This window comes from Staphylococcus sp. 8AQ (assembly GCF_902506595.1).
In the GTDB taxonomy this organism is placed as follows: domain Bacteria; phylum Bacillota; class Bacilli; order Staphylococcales; family Staphylococcaceae; genus Staphylococcus; species Staphylococcus pasteuri.
Genome location: NZ_LR733871.1, coordinates 130,305 through 145,593, shown reverse-complemented (window position 1 = coordinate 145,593; position 15,289 = coordinate 130,305). Strand labels below are relative to the sequence as shown.

Sequence of the window (15,289 nt, the reverse complement as noted above, 5' to 3'; positions counted from 1 at the left end):
AAAACAAGTATACTTAAATCAAATCTTCTACTGATTCAATATCAACAATATCACTTTGATACTTATATTTTTCCATTTGATACTTATAGAAATATACGATGCCGAAACTCAATGTTGTAATGAATATTAATTTATTCATGTCTATACCTCATATTCTATAATATTAATTATTTAATTTTTATATTATCATTTTTATATGTATGTGTAAATATACCCTATGCTGAAATGATAACTATTGGAACGCTCCTTCTTTATAAATCACTTTTTCTTTATTTCCATCTATAAACTTGTCATAGTTTTCTTTTTGAAAGTCACTTAGCAACACTTTAGATGTGCCATATTTTAATACACCCGCTTCAGTTACAATTCGCATTTTTCTAAATAACATACCATCTTTAAGTCTTATCTCTATAACAGGTGCATAATCTAAAATATCAGCATCTTTAATTTCAAAAGTTTTAAATGCAATAGTGACACACGCAAACGTATCTTCTCCTAAATAATACACATGTAAGTCTTCTTGCTTATGTTGTCCTACTAAAAATCTACCTTTAACAAAATTTAACTCAGGATATTTTAGTTCTAAATAATCTATTAGTTCATCTTCTTTTAATTTAAATTGCATGGTCTCATCCCCTATATCAATTTTAATTCATTAAAAATCATTAAACTTTCCTATAATAATAGCCATTCATTCTTTTTCAAAATGAATGGCTGAATTTATAGCTGTATTTTATTTTCTTACTAAATTTAATAATTCTACTTACATATGATTTTTCTTAAAAGCAATTGGTAAAATTATGCACCTGCATTTGATGCAATAATATATCCTAAAGTGAACCCTAAAATAGCAAATACTATTGCAGCGACGATAATGATAATACCGTGTGTCTTTTTACCTTTACTAATTGTTAAAGCACCAAACACAATTCCTGCTGGACCAAAAATAATTGGTAATACTATTAGTGATAAAGCAGAAAATACCCATCCAAGGATTATAAAAACTAATGCATTATTATCTTTTTGTTGTTCAGGCATATTTTACCCTCCTTATGTTTATCTAAATTAAATATACATTTTTTTGATGAATTTGTTAATACTATTTAATCTTTTTTTACAATATAAATATAGAAAACAAAATATTAATTCATAAATTTACATTTACATATAAAAGAACAATTCAATGGTGGTAATAGTTATATACTTTCATAAATTAAAATTTTGCAATACCTATGATATAATTTAACTATAATAATCAAACAATTCAGAACAAAAACAAGAAGAGATTTCAATGCTTCTACAACGGAGGGGAATATTTTGATAACAAAAGTATTATATGGGAAATCCGAAATAGATGTTGAAGTTCCTGACGATAGCACAGTCATAGAACCCTTAAATATTGATCCAGTGGAAAATGTAGAGGGAACGATTAAAGATGTATTACAACATCCTACCAACTCGAAACCTTTAAAAGACATGGTTAAAAGTAGTGATACAGTTTCTATTGTCATTAGTGATATTACACGACCTACACCTAACCATATATTGGTACCGTTATTAATGGAAGAGTTAAGTCATGTACCTCGAGAAAACTTTGTGATTATCAATGGCACTGGCACACATAGAGATCAAACACGAGAAGAATTAATAAGTATGTTAGGCGAAGACATTGTTGACACTGTTAAAATTGTTCACAATCATTGTAATGAAGAAGAAAGCTTAACAAAAGTTGGCCATAGTCAATATGGTTGTGATGTTTATTTAAATAAAGACTATGTAGAATCTGATTTTAAAATTGTGACTGGTTTTATTGAGCCTCACTTTTTTGCAGGTTTTTCTGGTGGTCCTAAAGGTATTATGCCAGGTATTGCTGGAATTGAAACCATTCAAACTTTCCATAATGCCCAAATGATTGGCGACCCTCGTTCAACTTGGGGAAATTTAGATGATAATCCTGTCCAAAATATGGCTCGTGAAGTAAATAAAATGTGTAAGCCACACTTTATGTTAAACGTTGCATTAAACAAAGATAAAGAGATTACTGCAGCATTTGCCGGAGAAGTTTTTGAAGCACACAAACAAGGTTGTGCCTATGTTAAAGAACATGCCATGTTTAAATGTGATCAAAGATTCGATGTCGTTATTGCCTCTAACTCAGGTTATCCACTTGACCAAAATCTTTATCAAACTGTTAAAGGTATGAGTGCTGCAAGTAAAGTGGTTAAAGAAGGCGGTAATATTATTATGGTTTCTGAATGTGCAGATGGTTTCCCAGATCATGGTAAATTCGCTGAAATTTTCAAAATGGCAGATACGCCTCAAGGTATTTTAGATTTAATACATGATCCTAACTTTTCTGAAGTTGACCAATGGCAAGTACAAAAACAAGCAAGTATTCAAACATTTGCCAATGTATATGTATATTCAGAGTTAACTGACCAACAACTTAAAGACTCAATGCTTAATCCTACATCAGATATCGAAAAAACATTACAAGAATTAGAAGAATCGTATGGTCGTCCATTAACGATTGGTGTCATGCCTCAAGGTCCATTAACAATTCCATACGTAGAAAATGAATAATTTAAATTACTTATAGGAGGAATTCAACATGACTAATATAAACAATAAAGAAGAAAAATTAGATCAATTATTAAACAATATGGGAAGTGTAGTTATCGCCTTTTCTGGTGGTGTAGATAGTAGTCTCGTTCTTAAAAAAGCAATCGACAATTTAGGAACTGAAAATGTAATGCCTGTTGTAGTCAAATCTGAACTTTTCCGTAATGAAGAATTTGACCAAGCTATCGAACTTGGTAATAGCTTAGGTATTCATGTAGTAGAAGCTGAAATGTCTGAATTGAATGATGAAAATATTATTAAAAACACACCAGAAAGCTGGTATTATAGCAAACGTTTGATGTATAGCAATTTAGAAGGTATCAGAAAACAAGTCGGATTTAACTATGTTATCGACGGAATGATTATGGATGACTTAGAAGATTTCCGTCCTGGATTAAAAGCTAGAGAAGAATTTAATGTTCGAAGTGTACTTCAAGAAGCTGAGCTATACAAATCTGAAGTACGTGATTTAAGTCAACAGCATCATTTACCAGTTTGGAATAAACCAGCATTATGTAGTTTAGCTTCAAGAATTCCATATGGTGAACCATTAAGCTTTTCAAAAGTAAATAAAGTTAATGAAGCAGAAAAATACATTCTTAGTTTAGGTGTTAATAATGTTCGTGTACGTTATCATCAAAATATAGCACGTATTGAAGTAGAAGATGATGCGTTATCTACAGTTATTCAAAATAAAACAAATATTACATTAAGACTTAAAGAGCTAGGATTTGACTACGTAACTATCGATTTAGAAGGTTATCGTACAGGCAGTATGAATGAAGTTATAAACACTAAGTCATCTGAATTTTAAGTATTAATTCTAATAATTATAAGGATGTCAAAATATGAAAGATAACAACGAACAACTAGAACAAATTCTAAATAAGGTTCACGACAATCAAATATCTGTAGAAGAAGCGAAAGCCCAACTCCGTCATTACGACGAATTGGGCTTTGCTAAAATCGATTTACATCGTGCACAAAGACAAGGTTTCCCTGAAGTCATCTTTGGACAAGGTAAAACTAAAGAACAAATTGATCAAATTATCGAAAGTTTACTTAATACCAATCAAACTATTCTCGTAACTCGAGTGAATAATGACAAAGCGCAATATATTATCAATAAGCATCCACAATTACAATATCATGATTTAGCACAAATCATATCTAGTCCAATTGATGCTATACCTAAATCAAACGCGTACATTTCAGTATTATGTGCTGGCACTTCGGACTTACCTATCGCTGAAGAAGCAGCCTTAACAGCAGAAGTCATGGGCACAAATGTTCAAAGATTTTATGATGTTGGTGTTTCAGGTATTCACCGCCTTTTTGAACATATCCAAAATATACGTAAAGGTCATGTTTCAATTGTTATAGCAGGTATGGAGGGTGCATTAGCTAGTGTTGTCGGAGGATTAGTGGATCATCCTGTTTATGCAGTGCCTACTAGTGTAGGTTACGGTGCAAATTTAAATGGGATAACAACATTATTATCAATGATAAATTCATGCGCGCCTGGAACAAGTGTACTTAATATAGATAATGGTTTTGGTGCTGGTTATAATGCTTCGATGATTATAAACATGTTGGAAAATAAATAGAAATGGAGACACTAATATGAGTAATGCATTGTATTTAGATTGTCATGCCGGTATTGCTGGTGACATGCTATTATCCGCACTTGTAGATATAGGTGCTAATCCTCAGGAAATTGAAAATGAATTAAAAAAATTACCCATCGATACGTTTTCATTACATTTTAATAAAGTAATGAAGCAAGGCATACAAGCCACGTCACTGAAAATTGATTTTGAAGAATCACATCATCATCGTAAAGCTTCTGATATATATAACATTATAGATAATAGTACTTTAAATGATAGAGTTAAAACGCGCAGCAAAGCTATTTTCAATGTTATTGCACATGCTGAAGCTAAAATACATGGTATGTCAGTAGACGAAGTTCATTTTCATGAAGTAGGCGCTATGGATTCAATCATTGATATCATTGGAGGCTGTATTGCTCTAGAACTTTTAGACATAGATACCCTTTATTGTTCACCTATTCCAACAGGAAATGGTCGAATAAAAATCGCACATGGTATTTATCCAATTCCAGCACCAGCTACTGCAGAAATATTAAAAGGAATCCCTTTAGCTCAGTTTAATGTATCTAGTGAATTAACTACACCTACTGGGGCAGCTTTTGCTAAAAGTCTTGTAACTTCGTTTGGTACATTTCCTGCAAATACAATGAAGAACATTGGTTATGGAGCCGGAACCAAAGATTTCGACTTTCCAAATGTGTTAAGAGTCATTCAATTTGAAGTACTAGACCAACAAAATGAAGCTGACCAGGTACAGGTCATAGAATGTCAAATTGATGATATGACCGCTGAAATGTTAGGTGATTTAATGGAAAATACTTTAAATCAAAAGGTATTGGACATATTCTACACACCAATTATTATGAAAAAACAACGCCCAGCTACTCAACTTACAGTTATTTGTAAACCAAATGATAAATCAACTATCGAAGATTTCATACTTACACATACATCAACGTTAGGTGTTAGAAGTTATAAAGTTAATCGTCGTATTCTAAGCCGTAAATATCATGATATTGAAACACCTTATGGCAATGTGTCAGTTAAATTAGCTTATAAAAATGATGAATTAATCAAAACCAAACCAGAATTTGATCAAATCAAAGAAATCGCCAAAAAGTATAATCAAAATATCCAAACTATTTACCAACAAATAACTAAATGTATGGTTGAACAACTCAATTTATAATATAAAAATAAACCAACAACTACACATCATCAAAGGATGATTTTGAAAGTTGTTGGTTTATTAATTATTTATTCAAATGCGTCAAATAATTCTTTGCTTGAGTTATTCCACATATCTTCATTATGATTTTGTAAAAAGTCTTTAAGTACTTTTTTATTCTCTTTACCAATATGATCGATAATAATTTGATGTTTCATAGATTTATCCATCATGTTCACATGTTCAGGCATACTTTTATACCCACGACGAATGCTTTTATTTACTAATAAATAGCATCCCGTTACACCAGCGTAATATGGGCCATGTTCTCCTCTTTCAGTAGTAACCCAACAAAGCCAGTATTCTTTTGCTTCTTCGCCTTCTACTTCTGATTTGTCGGTAATCCATTTAACACCTTTTTCAACTTTAGCACGTGCATGCATGCCACCAATATCAATAAAAGCTTCTTGATTTGCAACATCTATAAATACTGGCGCAATATTATCTAAAGTAATTGAACCAATATTGGTACCTTTATGTCCATCTAAGGGATCATTTTTAATAATATTAAAATTAAAACCTTTCTTTTCTGACACGTAGGCCACCTCCTCTGACAATTTCCAACTGAATTCTATATTAAATGAGCAAACAATTTCTATCAATCGATTGATTAATTTAATTCATTTAAAAGATTAATAATAGAACCTTTTATCTCTTCATCCTTAATATTTAAAATCAATTCTTTTGGATAATATAATTTATAATCTTCTCTATTAATTCCTGTAATACTATTAATGACTAATGATTGATTACTAATCTCTCTAATTGAACCATCTCTTCTTAGTAAGTGAATGGGTTTACGATTAGAACCTGGTCGATCATAATCGTAAGGTAAATCTGAAAACGACTCGCTCACAAAGTAATAATTAGGATTAATTCCTCCCGCTTCAAATAACTCTTGAAGTTCTGAAATTGTTATTATTGAGCCGTCAAACGGAATATATTTAAATAAATCACGATTAATAAAACGACGTGATAAATCACTCAAAATCATGTCATCTTCCTCGACCCATTTTTTCAAATAATAGATAACAACTGCTTCGTCTAAATCAACATATTGTTGAATTGTCATTGTCCCTTCGAAAAATGGTATAAAATCTTCAGGTGATTTCTTAAATTGATACCCTTCATTATATAGTTGTTTAGCTCTTTTCAGACAGTTATTTAATAATACCTCTCCACCTCTGCTGACAGGATGGAAATATATTTGCCAATACATTTGATAACGACTCATGATGAAATTTTCAACTGCATGCATACCACTTTCTTTAATTAAAACTTCATCTTTAGAAGGTCTCATCAAACGTAAAATACGTTCCATATCAAAAGCACCATATGATACTCCAGTAAAGTAAGCGTCACGTTGTAGATAATCCATTCGGTCTGCATCAATTTGTGATGAAATCATAGATATTACTAACTTATTATCGTGAGTCTTATTAATTACATCAGCTACTTGTTGTGGAAATGTAGCTGAAACACGACTCAATACTTCATTTACTTCTGTATTTCCGGTAATAATTTCCTGAGTAAACGCTTCATGATCTGTATTAAAAATCTTTTCAAAGCTATGTGAAAACGGTCCATGACCTAAATCATGTAACAACGCAGCACACAAGGCAAGAGGACGGTCTTCATTATTCCATGCATCGCGACCTTCAAACGTCTCATCTATCATACGACGCACTATTTCATAAACACCTAGAGAATGCCCGAATCGACTATGTTCAGCTGTATGAAAGGAAAGATATAATGTGCCAAGTTGCTTAATTCTACGTAATCTTTGAAATTCCCTTGTCTTCACTAAATCCCAAATCAATTGATCTTTAACATGTATATACCTATGTATAGGGTCTTTGAATACCTTTTCCTCTGCAAGTTTCGTCGTTGCATACGATGATTGTGTCATGAAATACCTCCTTTTAAAGGGAGACATATATTTTTATGTCCCCTAACATTTACTCTATAAACTCTATTAAATTTAGTTAGTAGTCATAATCATTGATAGCATATATTCATTGTAATTTTCTTTAAAATAAAAATGATTGTGATCTAAAAGACTTTCTTCATTAATGCTAAATTCATGACTTCACCATACATTTCTGGTTGATAAGATCTTATAATTTCAAACCCTTGTTCTTTATAGAAATGAATACCTTCATCATTTTGATTATCAACTTCTAAGAAAACCGTGTCATACTTCCCTTTAAATGACTCTAAACCTTTTTCTAATAACAACGTACCATAGCCTTTATGTTGAGACTCAGGATGTACATAATGCGCTGATAAATATAATTCTTCACCATAAATAAAATTGGCAAAACCTACAATTTCTTCATCTTCTTCTGCAACTAAAAATAATTGTTCTTGCATTCTTTTCTTTAAATGTTCTTCGTTATATGACGCTGCTAATAATTCATTGATTGTGCTAGCAGCATAAATATTTAAATACGTATTATACCAAGCTTTTGTTGCTACATCTCTAATCGCTATCGCATCTGTACTTGTTGCTTCTCTGACTCTATGCATTTTTGTCTCCCCTAACAATTACAAGTTATTAATAAATGCATTATATCATATATGTATCGTATTCATTTAACGCAGCGTATTTAATTTTATATACTTATATATTTTTTAAAATTATCTATGAAAACAACTCATAAAAATTCATATTTTGTATTCTTCGTATTGTAAGAAGTACTATAAACATAACAAAGCCCTTCACTAATACATAAGCGAAGGGTCTTATATTGTACTACAAGTTATTTACATTAATTCTATTGTTTGAATAAATGATTCCATTCTCTCGCTCTTTCTAATGCGTAATTGTCTTTCATGATATCGCCAGGTCTTTCAGCTGTACCAATAATGTAACCAGCGAGTTCTCCGCCAATAAATTCTAATGTATATTTCATTTGATCAACACAAGGTTTAGACTTCACTTTCGGACAGTCTCCACCTACTAATATTAATCTAAAGTCTTTTTTAGACATTATTTCTTTAAAATCTGAATATCTTTCATCTACCATTGTTTCTGACCAATGATCAATAAACGCTTTTAATGATGCTGATAAACTATACCAATAAATTGGCGACGCAAAAATGACAACATCACTTTCTAGCACAGTTTTGATTAATTGTTCATAATCATCTGGATATGAATCTATCTTCTTATCATTATGACGTACATCTCTTACTGGATTTAATTGATATTGTGTAACGTCTATCCATTGGTGTTCAACATTTTCTAATGCGTATTGCGTTAATTGCGCTGTGTTTCCTTCTGGACGACTGCCACCGAATAAAACTGTAATCATTACCCTTTCCTCCTTATCTATTATTCTTTAAGTAAGTTGCTCAACTATTCAATATGTTTTTTTACCCGTTAAAGTTAAAAATATGTATCAGAGAATGAAAAAATTTTAACTATTATATCTAATCAATTGGAATTATATAAATTTAAAATATCCCGTAAATCGCCAATATTTAGCTTATTTACGGGATTAATTTTAAAAAAGGTTGGTTTATTTATTTGTTAATTGGAAATAGAGAATCGATTTTATCAATTTCGTCTTGTGATAATTTTACGTTAGCCGCTTCAATATTTTCTACCACTTGTTCAGCACGTTTCGCACCTGGAATTACAACATCTAACGCTGGACGAGTAAGATAAAATGCTAACACTACATTAGCTATAGTTGTATCATGAGCTTCAGCAATATCTGTAAGCTGTTTTACTCGACGTACATTATCTTTAAATACCTCAGGTTTAAAGTCTCTTCTTGTCGCACGATGATCTTCAAATGTTGTATCTTCATCATATTTACCCGCTAGAATTCCAGACGCTAATGGGAAATATGGCACGAATGTAATTTGATTATCAGCAGCGTATGCCATCACTTCTTCATTTTCTCTATGCAATAAATTATATTCTAATTGAACAACATCTACTAAACCATCTTTATTTGCTTCTTTTAATTGATCTAATGTGAAGTTAGATACACCGATTGCTTTAATTTTTCCTTCTTCTTTTAATTCTTGTAATGCTGCAACTGCTTTATCTTTTGGCGTATTATCATCTGGAAAATGAATATAAAATAAATCAATATAATCTGTTTGAAGACGTTTTAAACTGTTTTCAACTTGTTGTTTAATAAACTCTGGATCATTATTTTGATGTACATCATTGTTTTCATCGAAATAATGAGAGCCTTTCGTAGCAATTTTGACTTGTTCTCTTGGATATTCTTTCACAACTTCTCCAACTAATTCTTCAGAACGTTCTGGACCATAAATAAATGCTGTATCTAGTAATGTAATTCCATTATTAATCGCTTGTCTAACAACTTCTTTACCTTGTTCTTCATCTAAATTTGGATAAAGATTATGTCCACCTACAGCATTAGTACCTAGTGCGATTGGAAATACTTTAACATCTGATTTACCTAATGTTACTTCTTGAGCCATTCTATTCATCTCTCCTTCAGCGAATTGTATTTTAATGCTTTATGTTTACCCTAAAATTAAACGTATCATTCATATAGTAATATTTGATATTATAAAGTAACTATGAGAAGGAGTTGATTAAATGAGAATTAATGTTTTACAACATACACCAAATGAAGGTGTAGGAGCTATTGGTGATTGGGCAAAAGAAAATAACCATGACTTATATATCTATCATCCCTATTTTTATAACGGTGTATTACCAACTGCAGACGAAACAGATTTACTTATTATCTTAGGTGGGCCTATGAGTCCTAATGATACAGATGAATGGATTTATAAAGAAAGAGAACTTATAAGAGACTTATTAAAAGTGAATAAGCCAATATTTGGAGCTTGTTATGGTGCACAACAAATTACAAAAGCGATTGGCTACACAGTAAGTAAATCACCAGTGAAAGAAGTTGGTTGGGATAAAGTTTACCTAGAAACTGATACTATTCCATACTTACCAAAAGAATTAATGGCTTTACATTGGCATGAAGAAATGTTTCAAATACCTAAAAATGCCGAGCTATTATTTTCAAGTGAGCATTTAAACAATCAAGGCTTTCTACTAAATCAAAATGTAATTGGATTACAATTCCATTTTGAACCAGGGCCTTACGACGTTAAAGAAATCGTTATTAATGACTATACTTATGCAGTTGATTCAGTATTAAATCAAACGCCTCAAGAGATTATTAACTATGATGTACCTGAGGAAAATAAAGAAGTCATGTTTAAATTATTAGATTTCATAACGCAATCATAAGATTAATTAAAAATCGTACTTTTAATCTCTTCAAATTTATACTCCTTGACTATTAATTAATTTTTTTATTTAATGTAACTATAACAGTTACATTTTGGAGGATGTTATGAACTTAGAGTTTAATATTGCGATTCATGTGCTCGCTTTCTTAACAAAACATAATCATCAAAGATATCACAGTACAGCATTAGCAGAACTTACTTGCATTAACCCTGTTCAATTACGGCGAGTTGCAACGCTTCTTACCTATCACGATTATATTGTCACCATTCGTGGAAAAAGTGGTGGCTACCAGGCTAATGATATGACAAAACATGTTAAACTGTCTGACTTATATCAATACTTTGTGTTAGATAAACAACCTAATCAAAAACGTATTTTTACAGGGAAGCAATCAAGTCATTGCATCATAGCAAGACATATTGCCGATACAATGACATACCATCAAAACCAAGAAGCAAATCATATATTAAACTACTATAGTTCTATAACTATCCAAGATATAGTTCATCAAATACAACAGGAGGACAACATCAATGAACAAATATGATCTAATTATTATTGGATTTGGTAAAGCCGGGAAGACATTAGCAAAATTCGCAGCAGCACAAGGACAACAAGTCGCAATGATAGAGCAATCATCTGCTATGTATGGCGGTACTTGTATTAATATAGGGTGTATCCCATCAAAAGTACTTGTTCATGACGGAATTACAGGTACAAAATTTGAGGATGCATTTTCAAGAAAAAAAGAAGTTGTACAAGCATTAAATCAAAAAAACTATCAACTTTTAGCAAACGACGAAAATATAAGCGTATTGAATTATAAAGCGCAATTTAAATCAAATACTGAAGTTCATTTATTAGATAAAAACAACGACATCATTAACACTATTACAGCCCCACGTATCATTATTAATACTGGAGCTAAAGCAAATATTCCTAATATTAAAGGTATCAATAATGCTAAACATCTATTTGATTCCACTGGTTTATTAAATATATCTTATCAACCTAAACATTTAGTAATCATTGGTGGGGGTTATATCGCTTTAGAATTTGCCTCTATGTTTGCTAATTTAAATACTAAAGTAACCATCTTAGAACATGGTTCAAAATTAATGCCTAGAGAAGACAGTGACATCGTTAATGCAATTATTAATGACTTAGAGAATAAGGATGTTACTATTTTAACTAATGTTAATACGACTGAATTGATTGATGATGTCGACAAAACCATTATTAAAACCACTCAAGGAGACTTTGAATCTGATGCTGTATTACTTGCGACAGGACGTAGACCAAATGTCGATTTAGGATTGGAAAATACTGATATCCAATTAACTAAAGATGGTTCAATAGCAGTGAACGAACATCTACAAACATCAGTAGCACATATTTATGCAGCTGGTGATGTTAAAGGTGGCATGCAATTTACTTATATATCATTAGATGATTATCGTATTATACAATCTCATCTTTATGGAGATGGAAATCGTACAACAAAAAATAGAGGTTTCATACCTTATACTATGTTTATAGATCCACCATTATCTCGAGTTGGAATGACTAGCGATCAAGCTAAATTAGCAAATTATAATTATATAGACAAGCTACTTCCCGTCAATCAAATTCCCAGACATAAAATTAATAATGACAGTCGAGGATTATTTAAAGTAGTCATTAATAAAGAAAATCATCAAATTTTAGGCGCATCATTATATGGTAAAGAATCAGAAGAAATGATTAACCTAATTAAGTTAGCAATGGATCAAAACGTTCCATATCAAGTTTTAAGAGATAATATCTACACACATCCAACAATGACAGAATCATTCAACGATTTGTTTAACATATAAAGAAAGAAGCCATCATTCGTTAATATGATGGCTTCTCTACTATTATTTCAATGCTTTTTTCTTTTCAAGTTTTTCTTTTAATTTTCTATCTTGTTCTTCTTTACGTCTTTTACGTTCTTCATTTCGTTTTCTTAGACGTTCTTCTTCTTCAGGATCTCGAGGTTTTTTCAGTTGTTTAGTAACTTTTTCAATTAATTCCTCTTCAGTTAAAGCAGCTAGTGGACGATTATTTACGAATGCAAAAGTCTTACGTCTACCTGGACCACAATATGACTGACAACCTATTTCTATTTCAGCTTCAGGGTCTAACTTTTCTAATTTCTTTTGCAAAGTTTTAACGTTAACTGCCTGACATTCATCGCATATTAAAAATTTATTTTTCATATTGTCATCGCCCACCTTTCTATATTTTTGTATTATTACTTTTTAATAGTTATCTATTTTTATAATTGTGCTTCCTAATCTATATATAACTTTAATTATTTTACTCTTTTTACCAAAAAATTCAAGTTACTTTTTAACTATGTAACGTTTTGTTCATAAAAAAGCCTTCTAAAATAGATTAGATATTTATCATCAAGTTATTTGTTATAACGACGATAAAATCAATCATTTTAAAAGGTTCATATCATTATTGCCCATGATATATTTTAAATAGTAAAGGTTTAATACCATTAGACGTCCATTCTTCATATATCTTTTGTTTGTCAGCATTTTGGTGAATGATGGCAATACCACAATCTCCACCGCCAGCTCCTGAAGTTTTAGCAGCACCGCCATGTTGCTCAGCGATGTCACACAAATGTTTTAATTTCTCTGTTTCAATATCTACTGATGCTTGATTATCCATTTGACGAATGATAAGACGATTTTGACGAATCATCTTTTGTACACCTTTAATATTGTTAGTTTTAAATGCATGGATTAAATTTTCAACACATTGATGTGAACTATCTAAAAATTCGCCATAAAAAGCGGGATCAGATTTAAGTCTTTTAACTTCGCTAACTAGGTGTGGTGAAGATGCTGGTGAACCAGTCCATCCTATTAATACTTCCATATTTTCTGGCGCTTGTAATGGTTCGATATGAAGACCAGGCCAATTCTTGTCTAATACCGTATTTACTGAAGTCGTTTCGATTTGCTGCTTAACCCAGTCATGATCGAATGTACTATATGCTAACCAGCCACTATAAACACTTACGGCAATGTCGCCACAAGAACTTAAACTTTGTAATTTCATATTCGAAATAACTGCTAATTTATAAATATAAAGATTAGATAATTCTAATTCATAAAATTCGTTAAGTACTTTAACAACTGACACTAACACAGCGGCACTTGAACCAAGACCATACTTATTACCATTAGCATCATCTAAGTTACTATCAATTGTTAAATGAAAATGTTTTAGAGGGATATCACAACTCTTAGCATACTGTTCAAACACTTCTATGGCTGTAACAACATAATTTAATTGTTTAGCTGCCTGTGGATCAGAAATGACGATGCTATCTTCATCTCTATAAAATGTTACAGGTTCGTGATGTAATGTCTTTGAATGAATTGTACCTTCAACTTGATTTGAAGGTTCGATTGTTGCTGTAACAAAGCGATTTAATGCAATTAACACAGATTTATATCCTGGTTCTGTAACTGCATATTCACCAGCTATATAAAGTTTACCGGGTGCTTTGACCTGAATCATTCTATCAATTCCTTACTTAATTATTTCAACGCCTGTAGCGATAATATCACTTGCAATTATTTTTGAATCATCAAATTGTTTTTTAAATTGTTCAATCACTGCTTGTTTATTTTTCTTTTCAACAAGGACTTTCACATTTGGACCAGCATCCATTGTGAAATAACAAGGTAATCCCATTTCCCTACATTTGTGAACAATAGCCATTGCATCATAGCTTTCTTGTACTAAATATGTAAATGGCGGTTGAGCACCAAGGTTTGTAGCATGCATACGTAAACCATTTGCCTCAATCACTTCTCCAAGATGTTTAAAGTCTTTAGATGACATCGCGCGCTTAACTTCAGCTATATCCTCATCTACGTGATCTAACCAATATTGATAAAAGCGAGATGTATCACGTGTCAATGACATACCTGAACGACTGGATACTTTTTTAGATTGATTATTGATAACGACGAATATCATAGACAAATCATCTTCCCAATGATTTGCATCGACTGGATGAGCATATGATGTTTCGTCATCATGACCCTTTTCCCATTCAGCAAAACCACCGAAAATGCTTCGAGATGCCGAACCAGACCCACGACGTGCTAAACGAGATAAATCTTTATCTGTTAATCGAAGTTGTAAAGCTTCGTTACAAGCTGCTGCGAGCGCTGCGTATGCACTTGCAGATGATGCTAAACCAGCAGCTGTCGGCACAAAATTATGACTATCAATACGAGCATGTAAATTTGTACCTGCTACTTCTCTAACAATATCCATATAAGATTGAATTTTTTTAGTTTCTTTTTCATTGGCTTCTTCACCATTTAAAATAAATTGATCATTTTGATAGTCACTGTCAAACGTTACTTCAGTTTCGGTATAAAACTTTTCCAATGATACAGATAGACTATTATTCATAGGGATAATTAACTTTTCGTCAGCTTTTCCCCAATATTTAATCAATGCAATATTTGTATGTGCACGCGCTTTGCCACTTTTTGCCAATGG

At 31.6% G+C, this 15,289-nt stretch carries 18 protein-coding genes; 7 read left to right on the top strand and 11 right to left on the bottom strand.

Annotated features, from left to right (window positions below; genetic code table 11):
- Window positions 1-13: 13 nt before the first annotated feature.
- From GVY01_RS12705 to GVY01_RS00740, 3 genes are all read right to left on the bottom strand, one after another.
- A complete protein-coding gene (locus tag GVY01_RS12705) occupies window positions 14-139 on the bottom strand; it encodes a hypothetical protein (RefSeq protein WP_017636361.1) in 126 nt (41 codons plus the stop codon).
- Window positions 140-232: 93 nt separating this feature from the next.
- On the bottom strand, window positions 233-625 hold the full coding sequence (locus tag GVY01_RS00745) for a hypothetical protein (RefSeq protein ID WP_017636362.1): 393 nt from the start codon (window positions 623-625) through the stop codon (window positions 233-235).
- Between the two features lie 173 nt (window positions 626-798).
- The gene (locus GVY01_RS00740) at window positions 799-1,038 is read right to left on the bottom strand and encodes a hypothetical protein (protein ID WP_017636363.1); all 240 of its coding nucleotides are present in this window, start codon (window positions 1,036-1,038) and stop codon (window positions 799-801) included.
- A 279-nt stretch (window positions 1,039-1,317) separates the two neighbouring features.
- Between GVY01_RS00740 and larA the strand changes: the two genes are divergently transcribed.
- From larA to larC, 4 genes are read left to right on the top strand one after another with little or no spacing between them, the layout of a single operon-like run.
- A complete protein-coding gene (gene larA, locus GVY01_RS00735) occupies window positions 1,318-2,583 on the top strand; it encodes a nickel-dependent lactate racemase (RefSeq protein ID WP_017636364.1) in 1,266 nt (421 codons plus the stop codon).
- A 28-nt stretch (window positions 2,584-2,611) separates the two neighbouring features.
- Window positions 2,612-3,436 carry an ATP-dependent sacrificial sulfur transferase LarE gene (gene larE, locus GVY01_RS00730; RefSeq protein ID WP_017636365.1) on the top strand — a complete coding sequence of 275 codons (825 nt, stop codon included), beginning with the start codon at window positions 2,612-2,614 and terminating at the stop codon, window positions 3,434-3,436.
- Between the two features lie 34 nt (window positions 3,437-3,470).
- Window positions 3,471-4,229 carry a nickel pincer cofactor biosynthesis protein LarB gene (gene larB / locus GVY01_RS00725; RefSeq protein ID WP_108017119.1) on the top strand — a complete coding sequence of 253 codons (759 nt, stop codon included), beginning with the start codon at window positions 3,471-3,473 and terminating at the stop codon, window positions 4,227-4,229.
- Between the two features lie 16 nt (window positions 4,230-4,245).
- Entirely contained in the window at window positions 4,246-5,424 is a 1,179-nt protein-coding gene (gene larC, locus GVY01_RS00720; protein ID WP_108017120.1) for a nickel pincer cofactor biosynthesis protein LarC, read from the top strand.
- Window positions 5,425-5,492: 68 nt separating this feature from the next.
- Here larC and GVY01_RS00715 read toward each other — a convergent pair whose 3' ends face one another.
- The 5 genes from GVY01_RS00715 to GVY01_RS00695 all read right to left on the bottom strand — a co-directional run bounded on the left by GVY01_RS00715 (window position 5,493) and on the right by GVY01_RS00695 (window position 9,930).
- The gene (locus tag GVY01_RS00715) at window positions 5,493-5,999 is read right to left on the bottom strand and encodes a YwhD family protein (RefSeq protein WP_017636367.1); all 507 of its coding nucleotides are present in this window, start codon (window positions 5,997-5,999) and stop codon (window positions 5,493-5,495) included.
- A 74-nt stretch (window positions 6,000-6,073) separates the two neighbouring features.
- The gene (locus GVY01_RS00710; RefSeq protein ID WP_017636368.1) at window positions 6,074-7,372 is read right to left on the bottom strand and encodes an HD domain-containing protein; all 1,299 of its coding nucleotides are present in this window, start codon (window positions 7,370-7,372) and stop codon (window positions 6,074-6,076) included.
- Between the two features lie 143 nt (window positions 7,373-7,515).
- Window positions 7,516-7,992 (bottom strand): GNAT family N-acetyltransferase, encoded by a 477-nt coding sequence (locus GVY01_RS00705; protein ID WP_017636369.1) that lies wholly within the window; start codon window positions 7,990-7,992, stop codon window positions 7,516-7,518.
- Window positions 7,993-8,240: 248 nt separating this feature from the next.
- Window positions 8,241-8,780 (bottom strand): flavodoxin family protein, encoded by a 540-nt coding sequence (locus tag GVY01_RS00700; RefSeq protein WP_017636370.1) that lies wholly within the window; start codon window positions 8,778-8,780, stop codon window positions 8,241-8,243.
- Window positions 8,781-8,991: 211 nt separating this feature from the next.
- Window positions 8,992-9,930 carry an aldo/keto reductase gene (locus GVY01_RS00695; RefSeq protein WP_017636371.1) on the bottom strand — a complete coding sequence of 313 codons (939 nt, stop codon included), beginning with the start codon at window positions 9,928-9,930 and terminating at the stop codon, window positions 8,992-8,994.
- 121 nt (window positions 9,931-10,051) lie between these two features.
- Here GVY01_RS00695 and GVY01_RS00690 point away from each other — a divergent pair, with 121 nt between their 5' ends.
- The 3 genes from GVY01_RS00690 (at window position 10,052) to merA (ending at window position 12,582) form a co-directional block, all read left to right on the top strand.
- The gene (locus GVY01_RS00690) at window positions 10,052-10,723 is read left to right on the top strand and encodes a type 1 glutamine amidotransferase (RefSeq protein WP_017636372.1); all 672 of its coding nucleotides are present in this window, start codon (window positions 10,052-10,054) and stop codon (window positions 10,721-10,723) included.
- A 106-nt stretch (window positions 10,724-10,829) separates the two neighbouring features.
- Entirely contained in the window at window positions 10,830-11,273 is a 444-nt protein-coding gene (hypR, locus tag GVY01_RS00685) for a redox-sensitive transcriptional regulator HypR (protein WP_017636373.1), read from the top strand.
- Window positions 11,260-12,582: a hypothiocyanous acid reductase MerA gene (merA, locus tag GVY01_RS00680; RefSeq protein WP_017636374.1), complete on the top strand. Its 1,323-nt coding sequence runs from the start codon at window positions 11,260-11,262 to the stop codon at window positions 12,580-12,582. Before hypR ends, merA begins: the two co-directional genes overlap by 14 nt.
- A gap of 42 nt (window positions 12,583-12,624) precedes the next feature.
- On the opposite strand, the gene GVY01_RS00675 is transcribed toward merA, so the two are convergent.
- The 3 genes from GVY01_RS00675 to mvaD form a co-directional block, all read right to left on the bottom strand.
- Window positions 12,625-12,966, bottom strand: coding sequence for a DUF1450 domain-containing protein (locus GVY01_RS00675; RefSeq protein ID WP_017636375.1), 342 nt, complete (start codon window positions 12,964-12,966; stop codon window positions 12,625-12,627).
- Window positions 12,967-13,213: 247 nt separating this feature from the next.
- Entirely contained in the window at window positions 13,214-14,290 is a 1,077-nt protein-coding gene (locus GVY01_RS00670; RefSeq protein ID WP_017636376.1) for a phosphomevalonate kinase, read from the bottom strand.
- Between the two features lie 12 nt (window positions 14,291-14,302).
- Window positions 14,303-15,286: a diphosphomevalonate decarboxylase gene (gene mvaD, locus GVY01_RS00665; protein ID WP_017636377.1), complete on the bottom strand. Its 984-nt coding sequence runs from the start codon at window positions 15,284-15,286 to the stop codon at window positions 14,303-14,305.
- Window positions 15,287-15,289 lie beyond the last annotated feature (3 nt).